Origin of the sequence: Acinetobacter portensis (genome assembly GCF_023158935.1) — a bacterium.
Lineage (GTDB): Bacteria > Pseudomonadota > Gammaproteobacteria > Pseudomonadales > Moraxellaceae > Acinetobacter > Acinetobacter faecalis.
Genome location: NZ_CP096120.1, coordinates 419233 through 437477, shown reverse-complemented (window position 1 = coordinate 437477; position 18245 = coordinate 419233). Strand labels below are relative to the sequence as shown.

Sequence of the window (18245 nt, the reverse complement as noted above, 5' to 3'; positions counted from 1 at the left end):
ATAATTAAAACCGTTAAATATGGTATGAATACTATAAATTCTTTCAAATAATTTTATTTATTATGTATGACATCATTATTATTGGCGCTGGTACAGCAGGCATTGCGGCTTATAAAGAAGCCATTAAACACACACAAAACATTCTAATTATTAATGATGGCCCTTGGGATACAACCTGTGCCCGAGTAGGTTGCATGCCAAGCAAAGTCCTTATTTCTACGGCAAACCGTATGTATGATATTCAACATGCAGAAGAAGTTTCACTCAATGTAGAAAGTAAAATAGATACTTCAAATGTAATGTCGCATGTTCGACAATTACGAGATCGTTTTACAGCAGCCACAATTAGAGATGTGAATAGTTGGCCAAGTGAACATAAAATTTCAGGCAAAGCATCATTTAAAAATGCCAATACAATTCTAGTGAATAATAAAGAATATCAAGCAAAATCCTTTATTCTTGCAGTTGGCTCTACGCCTACATTTGATCAAAAATGGAAAGATGAATTAGGTGAGCACTTAATTACTTCAGATCAAGTTTTTGAATTAGAAACACTTCCTAAATCTATTGCGGTCATTGGTAGTGGCGTAATTGCGATTGAGCTTGCTCAAGCTATGCATCGCTTAGGTGTAAATACAACAATATTCGCTAGAAGTAAAAAAGTAGGTTCTTTAACAAGTTCAAACTTACAGGAGTTAGCACAACAAACTCTTAATAAAGAACTTAATATCAAGTTTGAAGTTCTACCAGACTCAGTCAATAAAACTGAAAAGGGTGTGAATATTAAATTTACAGAAAATAATGAATCTAAAAATATAAATGTTGAATTTCTACTTGTTGCTACAGGTCGAAAAAGTTACTTAAACACTTTAAATTTAAGCAGTATTTCAAAGGATTTTGAAAATATTAGAAACTTACCTGTTCATAGTGAAACTAAACAACTCGCAGATTTCCCAATATTTATTACAGGGGATGCACTCACAACCACCCCACTTCAACATGAAGCTGCCAACGAAGGCAGAGGTTCTGTTCATAACTGTTTAAATTATCCACAAGTAAAAAATATTAAGACACTAACTTCTTTAGGAATTGTGTTCAGCTCTCCTGAAATGGCAACAGCAGGACAAAGCTTTAAACGGTTAAAACAACAAAACATCGATTTTATTACAGGTTTTGTTTCGTACGAAAAACAAGGACGTGCAATTGTTCTAGGTAAAAATAAAGGAGCCATTGAAGTTTATATTGATAAAAAATCAAGAAAACTCTTAGGTGCAGAACTATTTGTAGATTCAGCTGAACATATGGCACATCTACTTTCTTGGATGATTCATCAAGACATAACTTTAGATGAAGTACTTGATCAAGCGTATTACCATCCAACATTAGAAGAAGGCTTAAGAACTGCGTTTAAACATGCTCGACGTCAGCTAAATGTGGCTCATTAACTTCAGTTTGTGTTGATAGAACATTCATAAAGCGTTGGTGATGTGCAATAAAACGCACTAACCAACGCTGAGAAGCGAGTAATTCAATAGTTTGTGATGCACTAAGATGATTAGAAGCGGCATATTCATGTATAGTTTCACGAATTTGATCTCGATGCTCTTCATTCCATTTTTTTAAATGAAGTAGTTCAGACAATAGACTTTTATTTTTTGAACTATCACTTAAATTTAAAGCATGATGAATATCTTCACCCAAAATATCTAAATAATCTAAAGCAATTTGAAACAATGCAGGTTGAGTTCTAAGCTGTTTAACATATGCCATTTGCTCAATATCGCTTCTAAAAACTTTCAAATACACCATTATTCTAAGTAACTGAAACAAATCATATTGATCTTTACTTTTTTCAACAACAATAATTTTAGATAAGTATTCTTCTAGTCTTTCGATTAATACATCTTGTTGCTTAATTTGTTGTGCTGATGGTATATGCTCCTCTTTTAATCCTGAGGCAATCCAATTAAGTTGTAATGATATTGATTGAAAAATCACATTTTTAGCATTTGCAATCGCAACACTTGGAAATGACAAACTAGAATCATCTAAATAAGTCAAAAGTGCATCTTCATCACTTGGAATTAGTTTATAGATTAAGGCTTTAACCTGTTCTAAAAACGGCATAAATAATAATGCTCCACACAGACTAAATACTGTATGGAATGCAGCAACAATAATAACCTGCTCAAAACTACTAATGAATTTTATATTGCCATATCCCCATAAAATCATGGGTACCAGAATAAAAAATGCAAAAATTGCAGCAATAACATTAAAAAGCAAATGTGATAAAGCCGTACGTTTTGCATTCGCAGTTGTACTTAATGATGCTAAAATTGCCGTTGCAACCGTACCTATATTTTGTCCAATAATTAAAAATAGTGCCTGTTCAAGCTGGATCATCTGACTTGCTAAAGCGGCAATAGTTGTTGTAATTGCAGCACTTGAAGACTGCAAGATAATCGTCATGATTAATCCGACAAGAACTAGCAACAATTTAGCAAAAAATGTAGAAGTCGTAAAAATTGATAAATCTATCTGTTTAGATAGATCGGCCATCGCAATCTGTAATAGCTCAATTCCATAAAAAATCAAACCAAAACCAGCAAGAACCAAGCCCAATAAAGACCAACGTGCACCACCTAGAACTTTTAATAAAGCTCCCAATGCAATAAAAGGTAAAGCAAATTGACCTATTGAGAATTTAACACCCAATAAAGCAACCATCCATCCTGTACTTGTTGTTCCTATGTTTGCACCAACAATAACGCCAATGGATTGTGAAAAGGTCAATACGCTTGCACTTACAAAACCAATTGTTGCAAGTGTAGTCGCTGTAGATGATTGAACGATCAATGTGAAGATTATGCCGGAATTTATGGCTTTAATTGGTGAACCTGTAAATTTGGATAACCATTGACGTAAAGATGTTCCCGCAATTTCTTTTAGACTATCGGTCATTAATGTCATGCCAAGAAGAAATAAACCAATTCCTCCTAAAAGTTGTAACACCCCATCAAACACAGATCAGCCTTTATAATATTTATAAATATTAATTATTTAATCACACTTTGATCAGTTTCAAAAGCAATCAAATTAGTTATTAGCACGATGATTCACTATTATCTTTCCCCGCGCATAAAAAAACCCCCTCCGTATTGGAGGGGGTTTTTAGAATTAATGAGCTGGCGATGACTTACTCTCACATGGGTAACCCCACACTACCATCAGCGCAAAGAGGTTTCACTTCTGAGTTCGGGAAGGGATCAGGTGGTTCACTCTTGCTATTGTCGCCAGCACAACTGTTTATGGACTATTTCGGGTCTTATTTACATCATTTGATGTATGCCTTACTTCGTACCAAATAGAATACATTAACAGGTATATCTGAGTTGAACATTGTCTTACTAACTTTCTTCTGAATCAAGCTATTTTGCTTAATATCGAATCAATTGAGCTTTTATACAACAACTGTTTGGGTGTTGTATAGTCAAGCCTCACGAGCAATTAGTATTGGTCAGCTTCACATATCACTATGCTTCCACATCCAACCTATCAACGTCGTAGTCTTCAACGGCTCTTTAGAGGACATAAAGTCCTAGGGAAATCTTATCTTGAGGTAGGCTTCCCGCTTAGATGCTTTCAGCGGTTATCCCTTCCGAACATAGCTACCCGGCGATGCGACTGGCGTCACAACCGGTACACCAGAGGTTCGTCCACTCTGGTCCTCTCGTACTAGGAGCAGATCCTCTCAAATTTCCAACGCCCACGGTAGATAGGGACCGAACTGTCTCACGACGTTCTAAACCCAGCTCGCGTACCTCTTTAAATGGCGAACAGCCATACCCTTGGGACCTGCTTCAGCCCCAGGATGAGATGAGCCGACATCGAGGTGCCAAACACCGCCGTCGATATGAACTCTTGGGCGGTATCAGCCTGTTATCCCCAGAGTACCTTTTATCCGTTGAGCGATGGCCCTTCCATACAGAACCACCGGATCACTAAGACCTACTTTCGTACCTGCTCGACTTGTGGGTCTCGCAGTTAAGCGCGCTTTTGCCTTTATACTCTACGCGTGATTTCCGACCACGCTGAGCGCACCTTCGTACTCCTCCGTTACTCTTTAGGAGGAGACCGCCCCAGTCAAACTACCCACCAGACATGGTCCTCGCTCCAGATTATGGAGCAGAGTTAGAACCTCAATATTACCAGGGTGGTATTTCAAGATTGGCTCCACCGCAACTAGCGTCGCGGTTTCAAAGCCTCCCACCTATCCTACACAAGTAAGATCAAAGTTCAATGTCAAGCTGCAGTAAAGGTTCACGGGGTCTTTCCGTCTAGCCGCGGGTACACCGCATCTTCACGGCGAATTCGATTTCACTGAGCCTCTGCTGGAGACAGCGCCCCCATCATTATGCCATTCGTGCAGGTCGGAACTTACCCGACAAGGAATTTCGCTACCTTAGGACCGTTATAGTTACGGCCGCCGTTTACTGGGGCTTCGATCAAGAGCTTCGCTTACGCTAACCCCATCAATTAACCTTCCAGCACCGGGCAGGCATCACACCCTATACGTCCACTTTCGTGTTTGCAGAGTGCTATGTTTTTAATAAACAGTTGCAGGGGCCTGGTTTCTGTGGCTGCCGATAGCTCAGGAAGCAAGTTCCATCACCGTCAGCAGCGTACCTTCTCCCGAAGTTACGGTACCATTTTGCCTAGTTCCTTCAGCAGAGTTCTCTCAAGCGCTTTGGTCTACTCGACCTGACCACCTGTGTCGGTTTCGGGTACGATTCCTGTGTAACTGAAGCTTAGAGACTTTTCCTGGAAGTATAGTATCAGCCACTTCGCTAATAAATTAGCTTGCTATCAGTTCTCAGCATAGAGTACCCCGGATTTGCCTAAGATACATGCCTACAACCTTTCACCTGGACAACCAACGCCAGGCTGACTTAACTTTCTCCGTCCTCTCATCGCATTACACAGAAGTATTGGAATATTAACCAATTTCCCATCGACTACGCCTCTCGGCCTCGCCTTAGGGGTCGACTCACCCAGCCCCGATTAACGTTGGACTGGAACCCTTGGTCTTTCAGCGAACGGGTTTTTCACCCGTTTTGTCGTTACTCACGTCAGCATTCGCACTTCTGATACCTCCAGCAGACTTCTCAATCCACCTTCATCGGCTTACAGAACGCTCCCCTACCACTTGCAATAAATTGCAAATCCGCAGCTTCGGCATATAGTTTTAGCCCCGTTACATCTTCCGCGCAGGCCGACTCGACTAGTGAGCTATTACGCTTTCTTTAAAGGGTGGCTGCTTCTAAGCCAACCTCCTAGCTGTCTATGCCTTCCCACATCGTTTCCCACTTAACTATAATTTTGGGGCCTTAGCTGGCGGTCTGGATTGTTTTCCTCTTGACTACGGACGTTAGCACCCGCAGTCTGTCTCCCGGATAGTACTCATTGGTATTCGGAGTTTGCATCGGTTTGGTAAGTCGGGATGACCCCCTAGCCGAAACAGTGCTCTACCCCCAATGGTATTCGTCCGAGGCGCTACCTAAATAGCTTTCGGGGAGAACCAGCTATCACCAAGTTTGATTAGCCTTTCACCCCTATCCACAAGTCATCCCCTGGCTTTTCAACGACAGTGGGTTCGGTCCTCCAGTTAGTGTTACCCAACCTTCAACCTGCTCATGGATAGATCACCTGGTTTCGGGTCTATGCCCAGCAACTAAACGCCCTATTAAGACTCGATTTCTCTACGGCTCCCCTATTCGGTTAACCTTGCTACTGAACATAAGTCGCTGACCCATTATACAAAAGGTACGCAGTCACCGGACACAATGCCGGCTCCCACTGCTTGTATGCATGCGGTTTCAGGATCTATTTCACTCCCCTCACAGGGGTTCTTTTCGCCTTTCCCTCACGGTACTGGTTCACTATCGGTCAGTCAGGAGTATTTAGCCTTGGAGGATGGTCCCCCCATATTCAGACAAGGTTTCACGTGCCCCGCCCTACTCGACATCATCATATAAGCCCTTTCGTGTACAGGACTATCACCCACTATGGTTGCACTTCCCAGAGCATTCCACTAGAACTTATATGACTTAATGGGCTGTTCCCCTTTCGCTCGCCGCTACTGAGGGAATCTCAATTGATTTCTTTTCCTAAGGGTACTGAGATGTTTCACTTCCCCTCGTTCGCCTTGCAACACTATGTATTCATGTTGCAATACCTACCTTATGGTAAGTGGGTTTCCCCATTCAGAAATCTCCGGATCACAGGATATTTGCCGCCTCCCCGGAGCTTATCGCAGGCTATTACGTCTTTCATCGCCTCTGACTGCCAAGGCATCCACCACATGCACTTAATTACTTGACTATACAACCCCAAACAGTCGTTAATCCCTACAAGTAGGATTAGCAACAGATCAACTAACAAGTTAGTCAATCATACAGTTGGCGTCTGTGCACTTAAGCACTGTACAGCTTCAATTAGATTCATATACCAAAACGCTTGATTCAGTTTAATCGCTAGTAAATCATCATTCTCGTAAACTCAGAATTGCTTCTTCGTTTTTAAGTTTGATGAGTTATGAACAAATTATTTCAACTCAAATATATTCTGTTAATGATTTTTCTAGCCTTCGTCAGGTCTAGAAACTGTGATAAATCACAGAACTTAATAAACTTAAACTCTATCGTTTAATTTACTAAATTCTATAATCTCTCAGCTTATATATCGTAAACGATATATGGTGGAGACTAGGAGAGTCGAACTCCTGACCTCCTGCGTGCAAAGCAGGCGCTCTACCAACTAAGCTAAGTCCCCAGCTTATCATATAGATTCAATGTCTCTGATTCTCTGTCTTACTCTGCAATTAATTGCTTCGTCAGTAGTGGTGGGTCTGACAAGACTTGAACTTGTGACCCCACGCTTATCAAGCGTGTGCTCTAACCAACTGAGCTACAGACCCTCAGGTACATCGTATGAAGAACAACTTGTTGTGGATTCTTACCAATCGTCAATCTTTCGTTAAGGAGGTGATCCAGCCGCAGGTTCCCCTACGGCTACCTTGTTACGACTTCACCCCAGTCGTCGGCCACACCGTGGTAAGCGTCCTCCTTGCGGTTAGACTACCTACTTCTGGTGCAACAAACTCCCATGGTGTGACGGGCGGTGTGTACAAGGCCCGGGAACGTATTCACCGCGGCATTCTGATCCGCGATTACTAGCGATTCCGACTTCACGCAGTCGAGTTGCAGACTGCGATCCGGACTACGATCGGCTTTTTGAGATTAGCATCCTCTCGCGAGGTAGCAACCCTTTGTACCGACCATTGTAGCACGTGTGTAGCCCTGGTCGTAAGGGCCATGATGACTTGACGTCGTCCCCGCCTTCCTCCAGTTTGTCACTGGCAGTATCCTTAAAGTTCCCACCCGAAGTGCTGGCAAATAAGGAAAAGGGTTGCGCTCGTTGCGGGACTTAACCCAACATCTCACGACACGAGCTGACGACAGCCATGCAGCACCTGTATGTAAGCTCCCGAAGGCACCAATCCATCTCTGGAAAGTTCTTACTATGTCAAGACCAGGTAAGGTTCTTCGCGTTGCATCGAATTAAACCACATGCTCCACCGCTTGTGCGGGCCCCCGTCAATTCATTTGAGTTTTAGTCTTGCGACCGTACTCCCCAGGCGGTCTACTTATCGCGTTAGCTGCGCCACTAAAGCCTCAAAGGCCCCAACGGCTAGTAGACATCGTTTACGGCATGGACTACCAGGGTATCTAATCCTGTTTGCTCCCCATGCTTTCGTGCCTCAGTGTCAGTATTAGGCCAGATGGCTGCCTTCGCCATCGGTATTCCTCCAGATCTCTACGCATTTCACCGCTACACCTGGAATTCTACCATCCTCTCCCATACTCTAGTCTCCCAGTATCGAATGCAATTCCTAAGTTAAGCTCAGGGATTTCACATCCGACTTAAAAGACCACCTACGCACGCTTTACGCCCAGTAAATCCGATTAACGCTCGCACCCTCTGTATTACCGCGGCTGCTGGCACAGAGTTAGCCGGTGCTTATTCTGCGAGTAACGTCCACTATCCAAGAGTATTAATCTCGGTAGCCTCCTCCTCGCTTAAAGTGCTTTACAACCAAAAGGCCTTCTTCACACACGCGGCATGGCTGGATCAGGGTTCCCCCCATTGTCCAATATTCCCCACTGCTGCCTCCCGTAGGAGTCTGGGCCGTGTCTCAGTCCCAGTGTGGCGGATCATCCTCTCAGACCCGCTACAGATCGTCGCCTTGGTAGGCCTTTACCCCACCAACTAGCTAATCTGACTTAGGCTCATCTATTAACGCAAGGTCCGAAGATCCCCTGCTTTCCCCCGTAGGGCGTATGCGGTATTAGCAGCCGTTTCCAACTGTTGTCCCCCATTAATAGGTAGATTCCTAAGCATTACTCACCCGTCCGCCGCTGAATCCTGTAGCAAGCTACTTTCATCCGCTCGACTTGCATGTGTTAAGCCTGCCGCCAGCGTTCAATCTGAGCCATGATCAAACTCTTCAGTTTAAAATCAGTAGTACCTTTAAAGGGTACCAATCTTGGCTCATCAATTTTCTGACAAATATTTCTCAAATAAACTTCGAGTAATTTCTACCTTCAAATCAATGAAAATAATTTCGATTGATCAATCAGTAAAAATCCACACAAGTTGTTCTTCATAATCTCTTAATGATCTTCTTGTTGGTTCGTCACCAGCAAGCTAGGTCGGCTATATTACGCTTTCTTTTCAGAAAGTCAATCAGTAATTCAAATTATTTTTAAACTTTCTTTTCAAAACCCAATCTTAACACTTTGTGCTAAGTTACTGTTTATCAAGATGTTTTAATCTTCATCACCGCCGATGGATGTGCATTCTACAGTATTTCAAAACCAATGCAACCCTATTTTCAAACAAAAAACACCATCTGCTTATTTATTCTACAAAAACCACTGCTTTTATTATCTTTTGGTTAAAAATGGGACAAAATTAGCTGTATTTTTTATATTTTTATCTTCTTTATTTTGTTCTTGCCACTTTAAAGCGCGACAATCGATGTATTCACAGTAGCCACCTTCGCCAATTTCCTCATCATTATTGATATTTACAGAATAATTAAAGCTCCCAACATATCCAGCACCAAGTCCAAACTTAAAATCTCCCCGACTCTGCGCGGTTAAAATGATTTGAATGCCATCTTTATTGATATGTTTCCATTCAAACTCTCTTGGCAAATACATTTGATGACCATTTGGCGTTGTAATTTGTGGATATATTCTATAAATATTAAATTCTACGGACTCATCAAACATCTGCGTTGTTTGTTTAATTCCATCTCTTAAATAAATTCGTGATTGTAAAATTTCATTTATCTCATTTCTTATTTGTATACAAATAAGTTGTCTATCATTTTTTAGATTAACAATTTGATAGCTATAAAAAGCAAATGGGATATATGGAAAATTTATTGTTCTTGCAAAATCAAATGTCCCCAGATGATTAATTTCTATTTTTTGTTTCTGATAAATAATCTCACCTTCGCATCTACACAATAATGACCAATGCTCCGCCAATGTCATTCTTAATTTAATAAAGTGTGAAACAGTATTTGTAGCCGTAATTTTTATTTTGAAACTTAATTCTGCATCTTCTCGCTCTATTTGAAAATTAGGAAATTCCCCCTGAATTCTTTCACAATCTGAGAATTGAAATTGATTTTGTAAAAATGAACAGTCTTTTTCCATTGAATATGAATGTAAGCATCCTGCCATTTTTCCACTTACACTATTAAAGACTATTGCCGTATCTAAAGGACTTGTATTGATACTACTTTCATTTTGCAAAGCAAGTGCATTAGGCTGCCCCAGTAAACTATAGAAATTAAAATAATGTAAAGGCGCAGGAAGATTTGGAATGATAAGTGCGTGATGCGTAATTTTATATTTATTATTTGGAGCATGAAAAGGCAGTTGATCGAGTGAATTCTGAGAAGCTCGATTACATTGTTTTGATTGATCTAATAAATCGAAAAACAACGCCATATCGAACTCCTCATTTTAATTCATCATGTTTTGGGATTATTTCGCGCTAAGAATGTTGTAACAAAACCAGATAATGCATAAATAATTGAGATCACAAATATGCCTACTGGGATATTGTAAGTCATCGCGGCAAATACAAATACGATAATAGGTAATACAAAAAATGGAACGCGTTTACGCTCTACTGTTTTAAATGAATAATATTTAATGTTGGAAATCATTAATAAACCAACTGCAATAATAATTACAGCATTTAAAATTTGACCACCAAGTTCTTGCAAGTTGAAGAATTCTGGAAAATCTCGTGCAACAAGTACAAGTGAAATAATCATGACTGCTGCAAGTGGGCTTGCAACACCAATAAAGTAGCGTTTATCGACCACGCCAATTTGTACATTAAAACGTGCTAGACGGAATGCTGCACATGCGGTATACACAAAACAAGCTGCCAAACCAATACGACCTAAATCGTGAAGGCTCCAGCTATACATTAAAATGGCTGGTGCTACACCAAAAGCAAGCAAATCCGACAATGAATCAAACTGTTCGCCAAATGGGCTCTGCGCACCAATTGCACGTGCTACACGACCATCTAAACCATCTAATAATGCTGCAATAAAAATTGCATAAACAGCATGCGTATAGTCTTGATTCATACTTGCAATAATGGAGTAAAAACCAGACAACAACGCAGCCGTTGTTATTAGATTTGGCCACAAGTAAATGCCACGACGTTTTACTTTCTGCCCTTCATGGGTATGCTCTTCCTCTTCAACTTCGAAAGTAATTCCATCAAAGGTACTTTCTTTCGTTGAAGATATTTCCCGTTCAGGTTTATTTGTATTTGTCATTCTTCATTCCTAAATGTGACCATTTCTGATTCATTTTAACTTATTCGCCAACTAACCAACGTACAGCAGCATGTCCGCCATTTTCGCTCATGCGTAAATGTGGGAATAACCATTGTAACGCCTCATCAGCATCTTCAGAAAACTTCCATGGTGGGTTAATCACCAACAAACCACAACCATTTAGACCAACAGGTGTGTCATCTGGCCATACACATACTTCACACACCAACTGACGACGAATACCTGTTTTAAACATTTTCTTTTCAAAACGTTCAATCATCGCGCGGTCTTTAATTGGATACCAAATCGCAAATACGCCCGTAGGCCATTTTTTGTATGCAGCAACAATTAATTCAACAAGTTGAGGAAAATCTTTACGCTCCACTTCATATGGAGGATCGATCATCACTAAACCACGTTTTTCTTTCGGCGGAATAACACCTAAAAGACCTTCATAAGCATCACGCTCATGTAAGCCTGCACGCTTGTCAAAAATGTTATGACGTAATTGTTGAAAAACATCACGTTGCATTTCAAAAATTGTGGCTTTATCTATTTCACGCATGCCTTCAAGCGCAAACCATGGCGAGCCTGGGTATGCACCCTTACCAAAGTTTTCACGCATGTTTTCAACAACTTTTAAATATTGTTGAACACCTTCTGGCGCATTGCGTTTAATAGAATCATCTAGTTTAACTAAACGGTGAATACCCGTTAAAAACTCACCTGACTTTTGCGCTTCAGATGTTGATAAATCATATTTACCAGCACCACCATGCGTATCTACATAGCGATAAGGTTTATCTTTTGCATTGAGTCGAGTCAGTAATTGAAGCAATAGGACATGCTTCATGACATCGGCAAAGTTGCCTGCATGGTAATGGTGACGGTAATTCATGTTTCATTTATTCCTCATATCAACGAGTATTTTAGCATGAAATTTAGTTTCATTCAGAAGCATATCTTGTTCTAATAGCAGACACATTTTTTTATTTTGAGTTTTAAGCGATGGAAGCAGTCCTTCTCCCAAAGTCTTGGAATGTTGATCAAATCTTAGATGATTTAGATCAACACGGCTTCTCTATCATTGATGACGCTTATTCTTCTGAATATATTCATCAACTTGTAGAGGAATGCACATCTCATTTAAATCAGTTTAGAGATGCTGCGATTCAAAATGGAATTGTTTCAAATATACGTAGCGATCATATTTTATGGCTACATGAAGAATTAAAAATATCGCATCAACATACAAAAACACTTTATGTACTTACAGAACAATTTAATCGTGCATTTTATTTAGGAATCAATAATATAGAAGCTCACTTTGCTTGCTATAACTCAGGTGAGTTTTATGCTTTGCACCGTGATAATCCACAAGGTAAAAATGGTCGCATCATTTCTGCAGTTTATTATTTACATGAAGATTGGCAAGATGATTGGGGTGGTGAATTACGCCTACAAGATAAAAATGATCAATGGCATACGCTACAACCTAAACCTAATAGAGTCGCTTTGTTTCAAAGTGATTTATTACACGAAGTTTTAAAAGCAAAGCATCAAAGACTATCTATTACTGCATGGCTTCGTCACAACGATTCTATTTTGTAACTTTAAATTCCAAAAAACATCCTCATATAGTGAAGATGATTCAATGAGGATGTTTCCAATGCGCGAAAACACAAAGACAATTATTCAACGTCTTGGCGAAACTGACCAACTTTTTTTACAAGAAAATACGCCTGTTCTTGCATTGGAACGTGCAGACTTACGTCTTCAATTGGTTGAAATTAGCGAACATCGCCAAGAAAAAGTTCATTTTTTACAAGAAGCGATTGTACTTTTAGAACAAGCGCGTGTTGAGTTTGAAGAAATGCCGTTAGAGTTGTATATCAACCTATCATTGCATTTGGCTAAAGCATATATGATGTTTTTTGAAATAACCCAAGAACAGCGTTATGCCATTATTACCCAGCAAATTATGAAGCCGATGGCTCATTTTGAACACGGCGACATTTATTTCTTCTTGGCTTATGTATCTTCAATAAAAAATGAGCCTTCAATGACACGCCATTGGCTGACTAAATATAGTAAAACACCAATTTACGATTTAGAAATTTTGATGCAACACGCTGCGTTCAAAACATTTAAAGATGAAAAATGGTTTAATCAGATTGTTCAAAGCAAGCTTCATTAACTCTCAAATAATAAATAGCAAAAATAAAAGCCTCAATTGAGGCTTTTATTTTTATGAAAGAAATTAGTTCAAACAGCTTGTAACTTATAAGCATCTAAATGTAGTTGTTGATTTAATTCATCTACCCATATTGCCCAATCATCATCTTGAACTAAATGGCTAATGAGAAGTGAGCGCTGCGCTTTATTCCAAAAAGGCGCATCGTGAAGTGACACATTGGCTGGTAGCTGATGTGTACGTACATACAATTCTATTGCAGCTGCACTATTTGCTAACCCAAGTTGTGAAAATAATAATTCTAAGGATGGTTTGTTCTGCATGAGCTTTCGCCCTCCTTATCAGCTTATTTGTAGTTTGTTATTTAATCAGCTTATAAGAATTAAACAAATAAAACTAGCGATGTGTCTAAATAATTTGTTTCTATTTATAACTTAATTAATCATTATGAAGTTGTTCATTTAACTGATCTATCACCATAGACCACTCGTCATCTTTTCCCCAATGACTAATTAGAAAATTACTTTGCGAGTCTGTCCAAAAATCTGCTGCGGGCATAGCTGTATTCAAATCTAATCGATGTGTATCGATAAATTTTTCAATTCCTTCTTTTGAGCTGTCTAAACCGAGTTGTTGAAACAATAATTCTTGTGTTACGTCCATATCTAGCATTCTTTGATCCTTATATTTTCATATTTAGATCTTTAAATTTAACGATAATATTTTTATGGACTGTTGTTTTTTACACAATACTTTCAGTCACTTATACACATTCTAACTGCTTTTATTATTCGCCATGTAAAAGCTCATCAAGCAAATCAATTATAATTACCCACTCTTCATTGGTTGATTTGTAGTTTGCTAAAATTTGACGCTGCTCATCATTCCAAAATGGTGCATTTTCTAGTTTTACACTTGCATCTAATTGATGATTATCTACAAAAAGATCCATATCTTTTTCATCGGAAGCAAGCCCCAAGGTTTGAAATAACGTCTCCAATGTGATTTGTACATTTTGCATTGTTATCTCCTTAAAATTATTATTATTTAATCATTTATAACAGATTTTTTTTAAATTACATATATTTTTCACTTTATTTTTATTTAAAAAAGGCACCCCAAATGGGGTCCCTTTTTAAACTTAATCTGGAAAGATTAAATTATTTAAGCATGTCAGCAATTGCTGCGCGCTCTTCTTCAAGTTCGTTCAACGTGAAGTTGATACGGTCACGGCTGAATTCGTCGATTTCAAGACCTTGAACAATCTTGTATTCGCCATTTTCAGTTGTAACAGGGAAACCAAACATTACGCCTTCAGGAATACCATACGAACCGTCTGAAGGAATACCCATAGTTACCCATTCGCCATTTGTGCCAAGAGCCCAATCGCGCATATGGTCGATTGCAGCATTAGCAGCAGAAGCAGCAGAAGAAAGACCACGAGCTTCAATAATTGCAGCGCCGCGCTTACCAACTGTAGGAAGGAATGTGTTTGCATTCCAATCTTGGTCGTTGATCATGTCTTTAACGCTTTCACCGTTGATTGTTGCAAAACGGTAGTCAGCATACATTGTTGGAGAGTGGTTACCCCAAACAGTAAGGTTTTTGATGTCTTTAACTGCTTTACCAGTTTTAGCAGCAATTTGAGAAGCTGCACGGTTATGGTCAAGACGTAACATTGCTGTGAAGTTTTTCGCTGGAAGATCTGGAGCAGATTTCATAGCGATGTAAGCGTTAGTGTTAGCAGGGTTACCTACAACAAGAACTTTAACGTCACGGCTAGCAACTTCGTTAAGCGCTTGACCTTGACCAATAAAGATTTCGCCGTTTACTTTTAATAAGTCAGCACGTTCCATACCAGGACCACGAGGACGTGAACCAACTAATAATGCATAGTCAGCATCTTTAAATGCAACTTTAGGATCATCAGTACCAATCATGTCTTCTAGAAGTGGGAATGCACAGTCCTGAAGCTCCATCATTACGCCTTTAAGCGCTTGTTGAGCTTTCTCAAAAGGAACTTCTAATAATTGAAGAATAACTGGTTGGTCTTTACCCAACATTTCACCGCTTGCGATACGGAATAATAAGCTATAACCAATTTGACCAGCTGCGCCAGTAACGGCAACACGAACTGCTTGCTTCATGTAATTATCTCCAATTGAGAGGATAGTCAATGCAATTAAATAGCTGTTCTATTTAATCTTAATCATCATAAACGGCAAAGATTGTACTCCAATCATTCGTACGATGCATGTAAAACAGAATCTAATTGAACAAAAGTCTGATAGAAAATATAAATTAAAATCTAAAAAAGCTTAGTAAGAGCCTTTAATTGTAAAAGTTCCTGTGCAATTTGAAACGACTTTATTGGAACAGGCTTTATATTGACCATCTGGCGCATAACATATATTTAAAGATGTTAAGTAGGTTGTATTACGATGTTTCATACATTGAAAACGAATACTATTTGCAGATAAACCTTTATTTAAACGTACAAACATGGTCTGTAAAGAAATAGTATGAATTTGTTTAGTTTCCTGCCCTGTCATAACCGAAGGAATTTTTAAACGCTCTGCATAGTTAATTACGGTTCTAAAATATCGACTTGCATTTGTTCCCGTACAACCACCTACAGCAGCCCACAATTGGCGTCGAGCTGCCTCATCGGGCATTACACGCGCAACAACTTTTGCTTGTAAAGGCTGTAAAGTTGCTGAGGTGTCTGTAGAGCAGTTCTTACTCGTGGTTTCAGGATATAAACCCTCAATATTTAATGTATAACCTTCCATACACTTTCGTTTTTTTACTTTAGATGTATCTAGCAAACAAATTGCAGGTGTCATTTGAATATCTAAAACGTATCCCACAGGTTTATTTGCATAAAGATAAGATGTCACAAAGCATGAACAAAGCGTGCTTATAACAAGCATGCTTCGTTTTATCATTTTTTGCTGAAACCCTTTTCTCATCTTTACCTTACCTAATAAAGCAACTGGCTTTAACCGTGTATTACCACTATTGAGTTACGTTTCGCATAGGAATAACTTGCATACGTTTTCCAATAGATTGTGGACCTTGACCAAGTAATAAACCATAATGAACTGCATTTGTCATAACGTGTTTTACGTAATCACGAGTTTCACTTAGCGGAATAGTTTCTGTGTATTGATCTGCTGCAATAGTTTGATATTCAGGCTGCCAACGACGTGCTCTATTTGGTCCTGCGTTATAGCCTGCTGTGGCAATCACTGCATTATTACTGAGCTGACTTTGAATAGTCGATAAGTAATAAGTCCCATATCTAATATTTACATTCATGTCTGATAACGCAGCAGGGTTGTAAGTTTCACCCATTTTACGTGCAACCAATTTTGCAGTTTCAGGCATGATTTGCATTAAACCGCCTGCCCCAACATGCGAACGCGCAGCAGTATTAAAGCGACTTTCTTGACGCATAATTCCGTACGCCCATGCAGGATCAATTCCAGCATTTTGACTATGACTTACAACATAACCTCTGTGTGGTGTTGCATAACCATAAAGATGGTTTGATTTACTTACCGTACGATCTGCCGCATAAATTGCACGATCATACCACCCCATGTCTGTTGCACGTTTTGCTGCTGCAAGAATCAGTTCATCATCATGTTTTAAATATGCTTGTCGAACTGCCCAATTCCATTCACGATTAATATACGTGACAGGTGCATTAATATCTCGTAAAGCAAATGCACGATTAAAATGAATATCTTGGCTTAAACGTTGAATATCTTTATTTGATGGTTCATAACTAGATGATAAGTTATAAGTTTGCCCAACATGGTCTTTGGCTAATAAGTTGTGATAACCCGTACCTTCAGCCAATTTCTTAAAAATTTCTTTTGATGTACGTTGTGAAGCTGAATCTGTGCGCTGTTCATATGCACGAGCCAACCAATATTGCCAACGATCTTCTTCACGCTGAGTAACTGACATTGCATCAATTGCACGAATTAAACTTTCCCAGCCACTAAAACGAATTGCTTGACGTGCATAAATTTCCGCCTCTTCTGGGCTAAATGGCAAGCCATAACTTGCATCTAAAACATCTAAAACTTCTTTATTGAAGTTGTTTTTCATCACTGTTGTGCCACCAATGTAACCAACAGTTCTGTATAACGCTTTTTGGATAATCTCAGGTGTGCCTTCAGCGCTACGTTTTACCGAAGATAGTGCTGAGTTTAAATCTGTTTCTGCCAAACGCCCAATCGCAAAAATTAAATATGCATAATCTGCATCCGTACTTTTAGGTGCAGACCAAATATAATTTAAAGGAGCTGCTTGAATAGAATTAAATTGAGCTAGCGTTAAGTTCAATCCTAAACTTTGTGCTGTTGTAACAGCTTGACCACTTTTTCCTGAACGCAATTGCCCCCAAAGACGCTGTTCTTTATCTTCTTTTGTCATTAAAGGGCTAGATGACATCATGCGTGCCAAACCATGACAAAAATCAGATTGAGAGCTTGTGCTTAACCAAACATCTTTAAATTCTGCATAAACCAATGGATCGCCTGAACGTGCACGAACTTGTGCCATTGCACAACTTTCCGCTTGATCTGGATTAGTCACATATTGCAAAACGGGCAATGGACTTGAAAAATCGGCTTGTTTTACTTTTTCTTCTACATAATCGGCAGCAAGTTTTTCAGCCATAGCAGATTGAGGATAGCGCTGAGCAAAACTAATAATGGCACTTGCAGGCTGTGATGCTAAATTTCTATTTAATAGCCAATATTCTGGGTAATAACCCAAAACATCATTTTGCATAGAATTTTGATATTGTTCTAAGGCTTGTGTATTTCCAGCATTTGATGCCTTTAAAGCATCGTTAAACTGCTCATTTTCTGCATGTGCAAAAGAAAAAAGACACAAAGAACTCATACTTAATACAAGACGTTTATAACCTTGTTTTTCTTTTTTAATTATTGCGAGCATATTTGTGCTTTCTTCCATTACTGTGCCTTTTATATATAGAAATTAACCAACAGCGCCTAACAGTTTAGTTATTTTGAAATAACTCTATTGTTCTGTTGTGTAACCTTATGATTAAACAATATTAATTTTCAAACA

General features: G+C 39.3%; 13 protein-coding genes, 2 tRNA genes and 3 rRNA genes. 3 read left to right on the top strand and 15 right to left on the bottom strand.

Annotation, left to right across the window (positions count from 1 at the left end; all coding sequences use genetic code 11):
* Positions 1–62 precede the first annotated feature (62 nt).
* Complete coding sequence (locus MZO21_RS02240) at positions 63–1445, top strand: dihydrolipoyl dehydrogenase (RefSeq protein WP_154772068.1); 1383 nt, start codon at positions 63–65, stop codon at positions 1443–1445.
* Here MZO21_RS02240 and MZO21_RS02235 read toward each other — a convergent pair.
* From MZO21_RS02235 to MZO21_RS02195, 9 genes are all read right to left on the bottom strand, one after another.
* Positions 1408–3027, bottom strand: a complete 1620-nt coding sequence (locus MZO21_RS02235; protein ID WP_171501205.1) for a Na/Pi symporter — start codon at positions 3025–3027, stop codon at positions 1408–1410. The two genes, MZO21_RS02240 and MZO21_RS02235, sit on opposite strands and share 38 nt — an antisense overlap.
* A 159-nt stretch (positions 3028–3186) precedes the next feature.
* Positions 3187–3301: ribosomal RNA gene (rrf, locus tag MZO21_RS02230) — 5S ribosomal RNA — on the bottom strand.
* A 188-nt stretch (positions 3302–3489) separates the two neighbouring features.
* Positions 3490–6384: ribosomal RNA gene (locus tag MZO21_RS02225) — 23S ribosomal RNA — on the bottom strand.
* A 374-nt stretch (positions 6385–6758) separates the two neighbouring features.
* Positions 6759–6834 (bottom strand) — tRNA-Ala (locus MZO21_RS02220).
* A 68-nt stretch (positions 6835–6902) separates the two neighbouring features.
* Positions 6903–6979: transfer RNA gene (locus MZO21_RS02215), tRNA-Ile, on the bottom strand.
* 60 nt (positions 6980–7039) lie between these two features.
* Positions 7040–8576, bottom strand: a 16S ribosomal RNA gene (locus MZO21_RS02210).
* Together the 16S, 23S and 5S rRNA genes with 2 tRNA genes alongside form the textbook arrangement of a ribosomal RNA operon.
* Before the next feature lie 432 nt (positions 8577–9008).
* On the bottom strand, positions 9009–10088 hold the full coding sequence (locus tag MZO21_RS02205) for a DUF6670 family protein (protein ID WP_248103222.1): 1080 nt from the start codon (positions 10086–10088) through the stop codon (positions 9009–9011).
* Positions 10089–10111: 23 nt separating this feature from the next.
* The gene (gene pssA, locus MZO21_RS02200) at positions 10112–10939 is read right to left on the bottom strand and encodes a CDP-diacylglycerol--serine O-phosphatidyltransferase (protein ID WP_154773390.1); all 828 of its coding nucleotides are present in this window, start codon (positions 10937–10939) and stop codon (positions 10112–10114) included.
* 40 nt (positions 10940–10979) lie between these two features.
* Positions 10980–11837: a 23S rRNA (adenine(2030)-N(6))-methyltransferase RlmJ gene (locus MZO21_RS02195; protein ID WP_154773389.1), complete on the bottom strand. Its 858-nt coding sequence runs from the start codon at positions 11835–11837 to the stop codon at positions 10980–10982.
* A 110-nt stretch (positions 11838–11947) separates the two neighbouring features.
* Here MZO21_RS02195 and MZO21_RS02190 point away from each other — a divergent pair, with 110 nt between their 5' ends.
* Positions 11948–12550: a 2OG-Fe(II) oxygenase gene (locus MZO21_RS02190; protein WP_248103220.1), complete on the top strand. Its 603-nt coding sequence runs from the start codon at positions 11948–11950 to the stop codon at positions 12548–12550.
* A 58-nt stretch (positions 12551–12608) separates the two neighbouring features.
* Complete coding sequence (locus MZO21_RS02185) at positions 12609–13136, top strand: hypothetical protein (RefSeq protein WP_248103219.1); 528 nt, start codon at positions 12609–12611, stop codon at positions 13134–13136.
* Between the two features lie 68 nt (positions 13137–13204).
* Here the strand turns inward: MZO21_RS02185 and MZO21_RS02180 are convergent, their stop codons facing one another.
* The 6 genes from MZO21_RS02180 to MZO21_RS02155 form a co-directional block, all read right to left on the bottom strand.
* The gene (locus MZO21_RS02180) at positions 13205–13456 is read right to left on the bottom strand and encodes a DUF2789 family protein (protein ID WP_154773386.1); all 252 of its coding nucleotides are present in this window, start codon (positions 13454–13456) and stop codon (positions 13205–13207) included.
* Positions 13457–13571: 115 nt separating this feature from the next.
* Entirely contained in the window at positions 13572–13805 is a 234-nt protein-coding gene (locus MZO21_RS02175; RefSeq protein ID WP_154773385.1) for a DUF2789 family protein, read from the bottom strand.
* Between the two features lie 115 nt (positions 13806–13920).
* Entirely contained in the window at positions 13921–14154 is a 234-nt protein-coding gene (locus tag MZO21_RS02170; RefSeq protein WP_154773384.1) for a DUF2789 family protein, read from the bottom strand.
* Positions 14155–14293: 139 nt separating this feature from the next.
* A complete protein-coding gene (locus MZO21_RS02165; RefSeq protein ID WP_154773383.1) occupies positions 14294–15280 on the bottom strand; it encodes a malate dehydrogenase in 987 nt (328 codons plus the stop codon).
* 171 nt (positions 15281–15451) lie between these two features.
* Complete coding sequence (locus MZO21_RS02160; protein WP_407061100.1) at positions 15452–16105, bottom strand: ribonuclease T2 family protein; 654 nt, start codon at positions 16103–16105, stop codon at positions 15452–15454.
* Between the two features lie 46 nt (positions 16106–16151).
* A complete protein-coding gene (locus tag MZO21_RS02155; RefSeq protein WP_407060884.1) occupies positions 16152–18110 on the bottom strand; it encodes a lytic transglycosylase domain-containing protein in 1959 nt (652 codons plus the stop codon).
* Positions 18111–18245 lie beyond the last annotated feature (135 nt).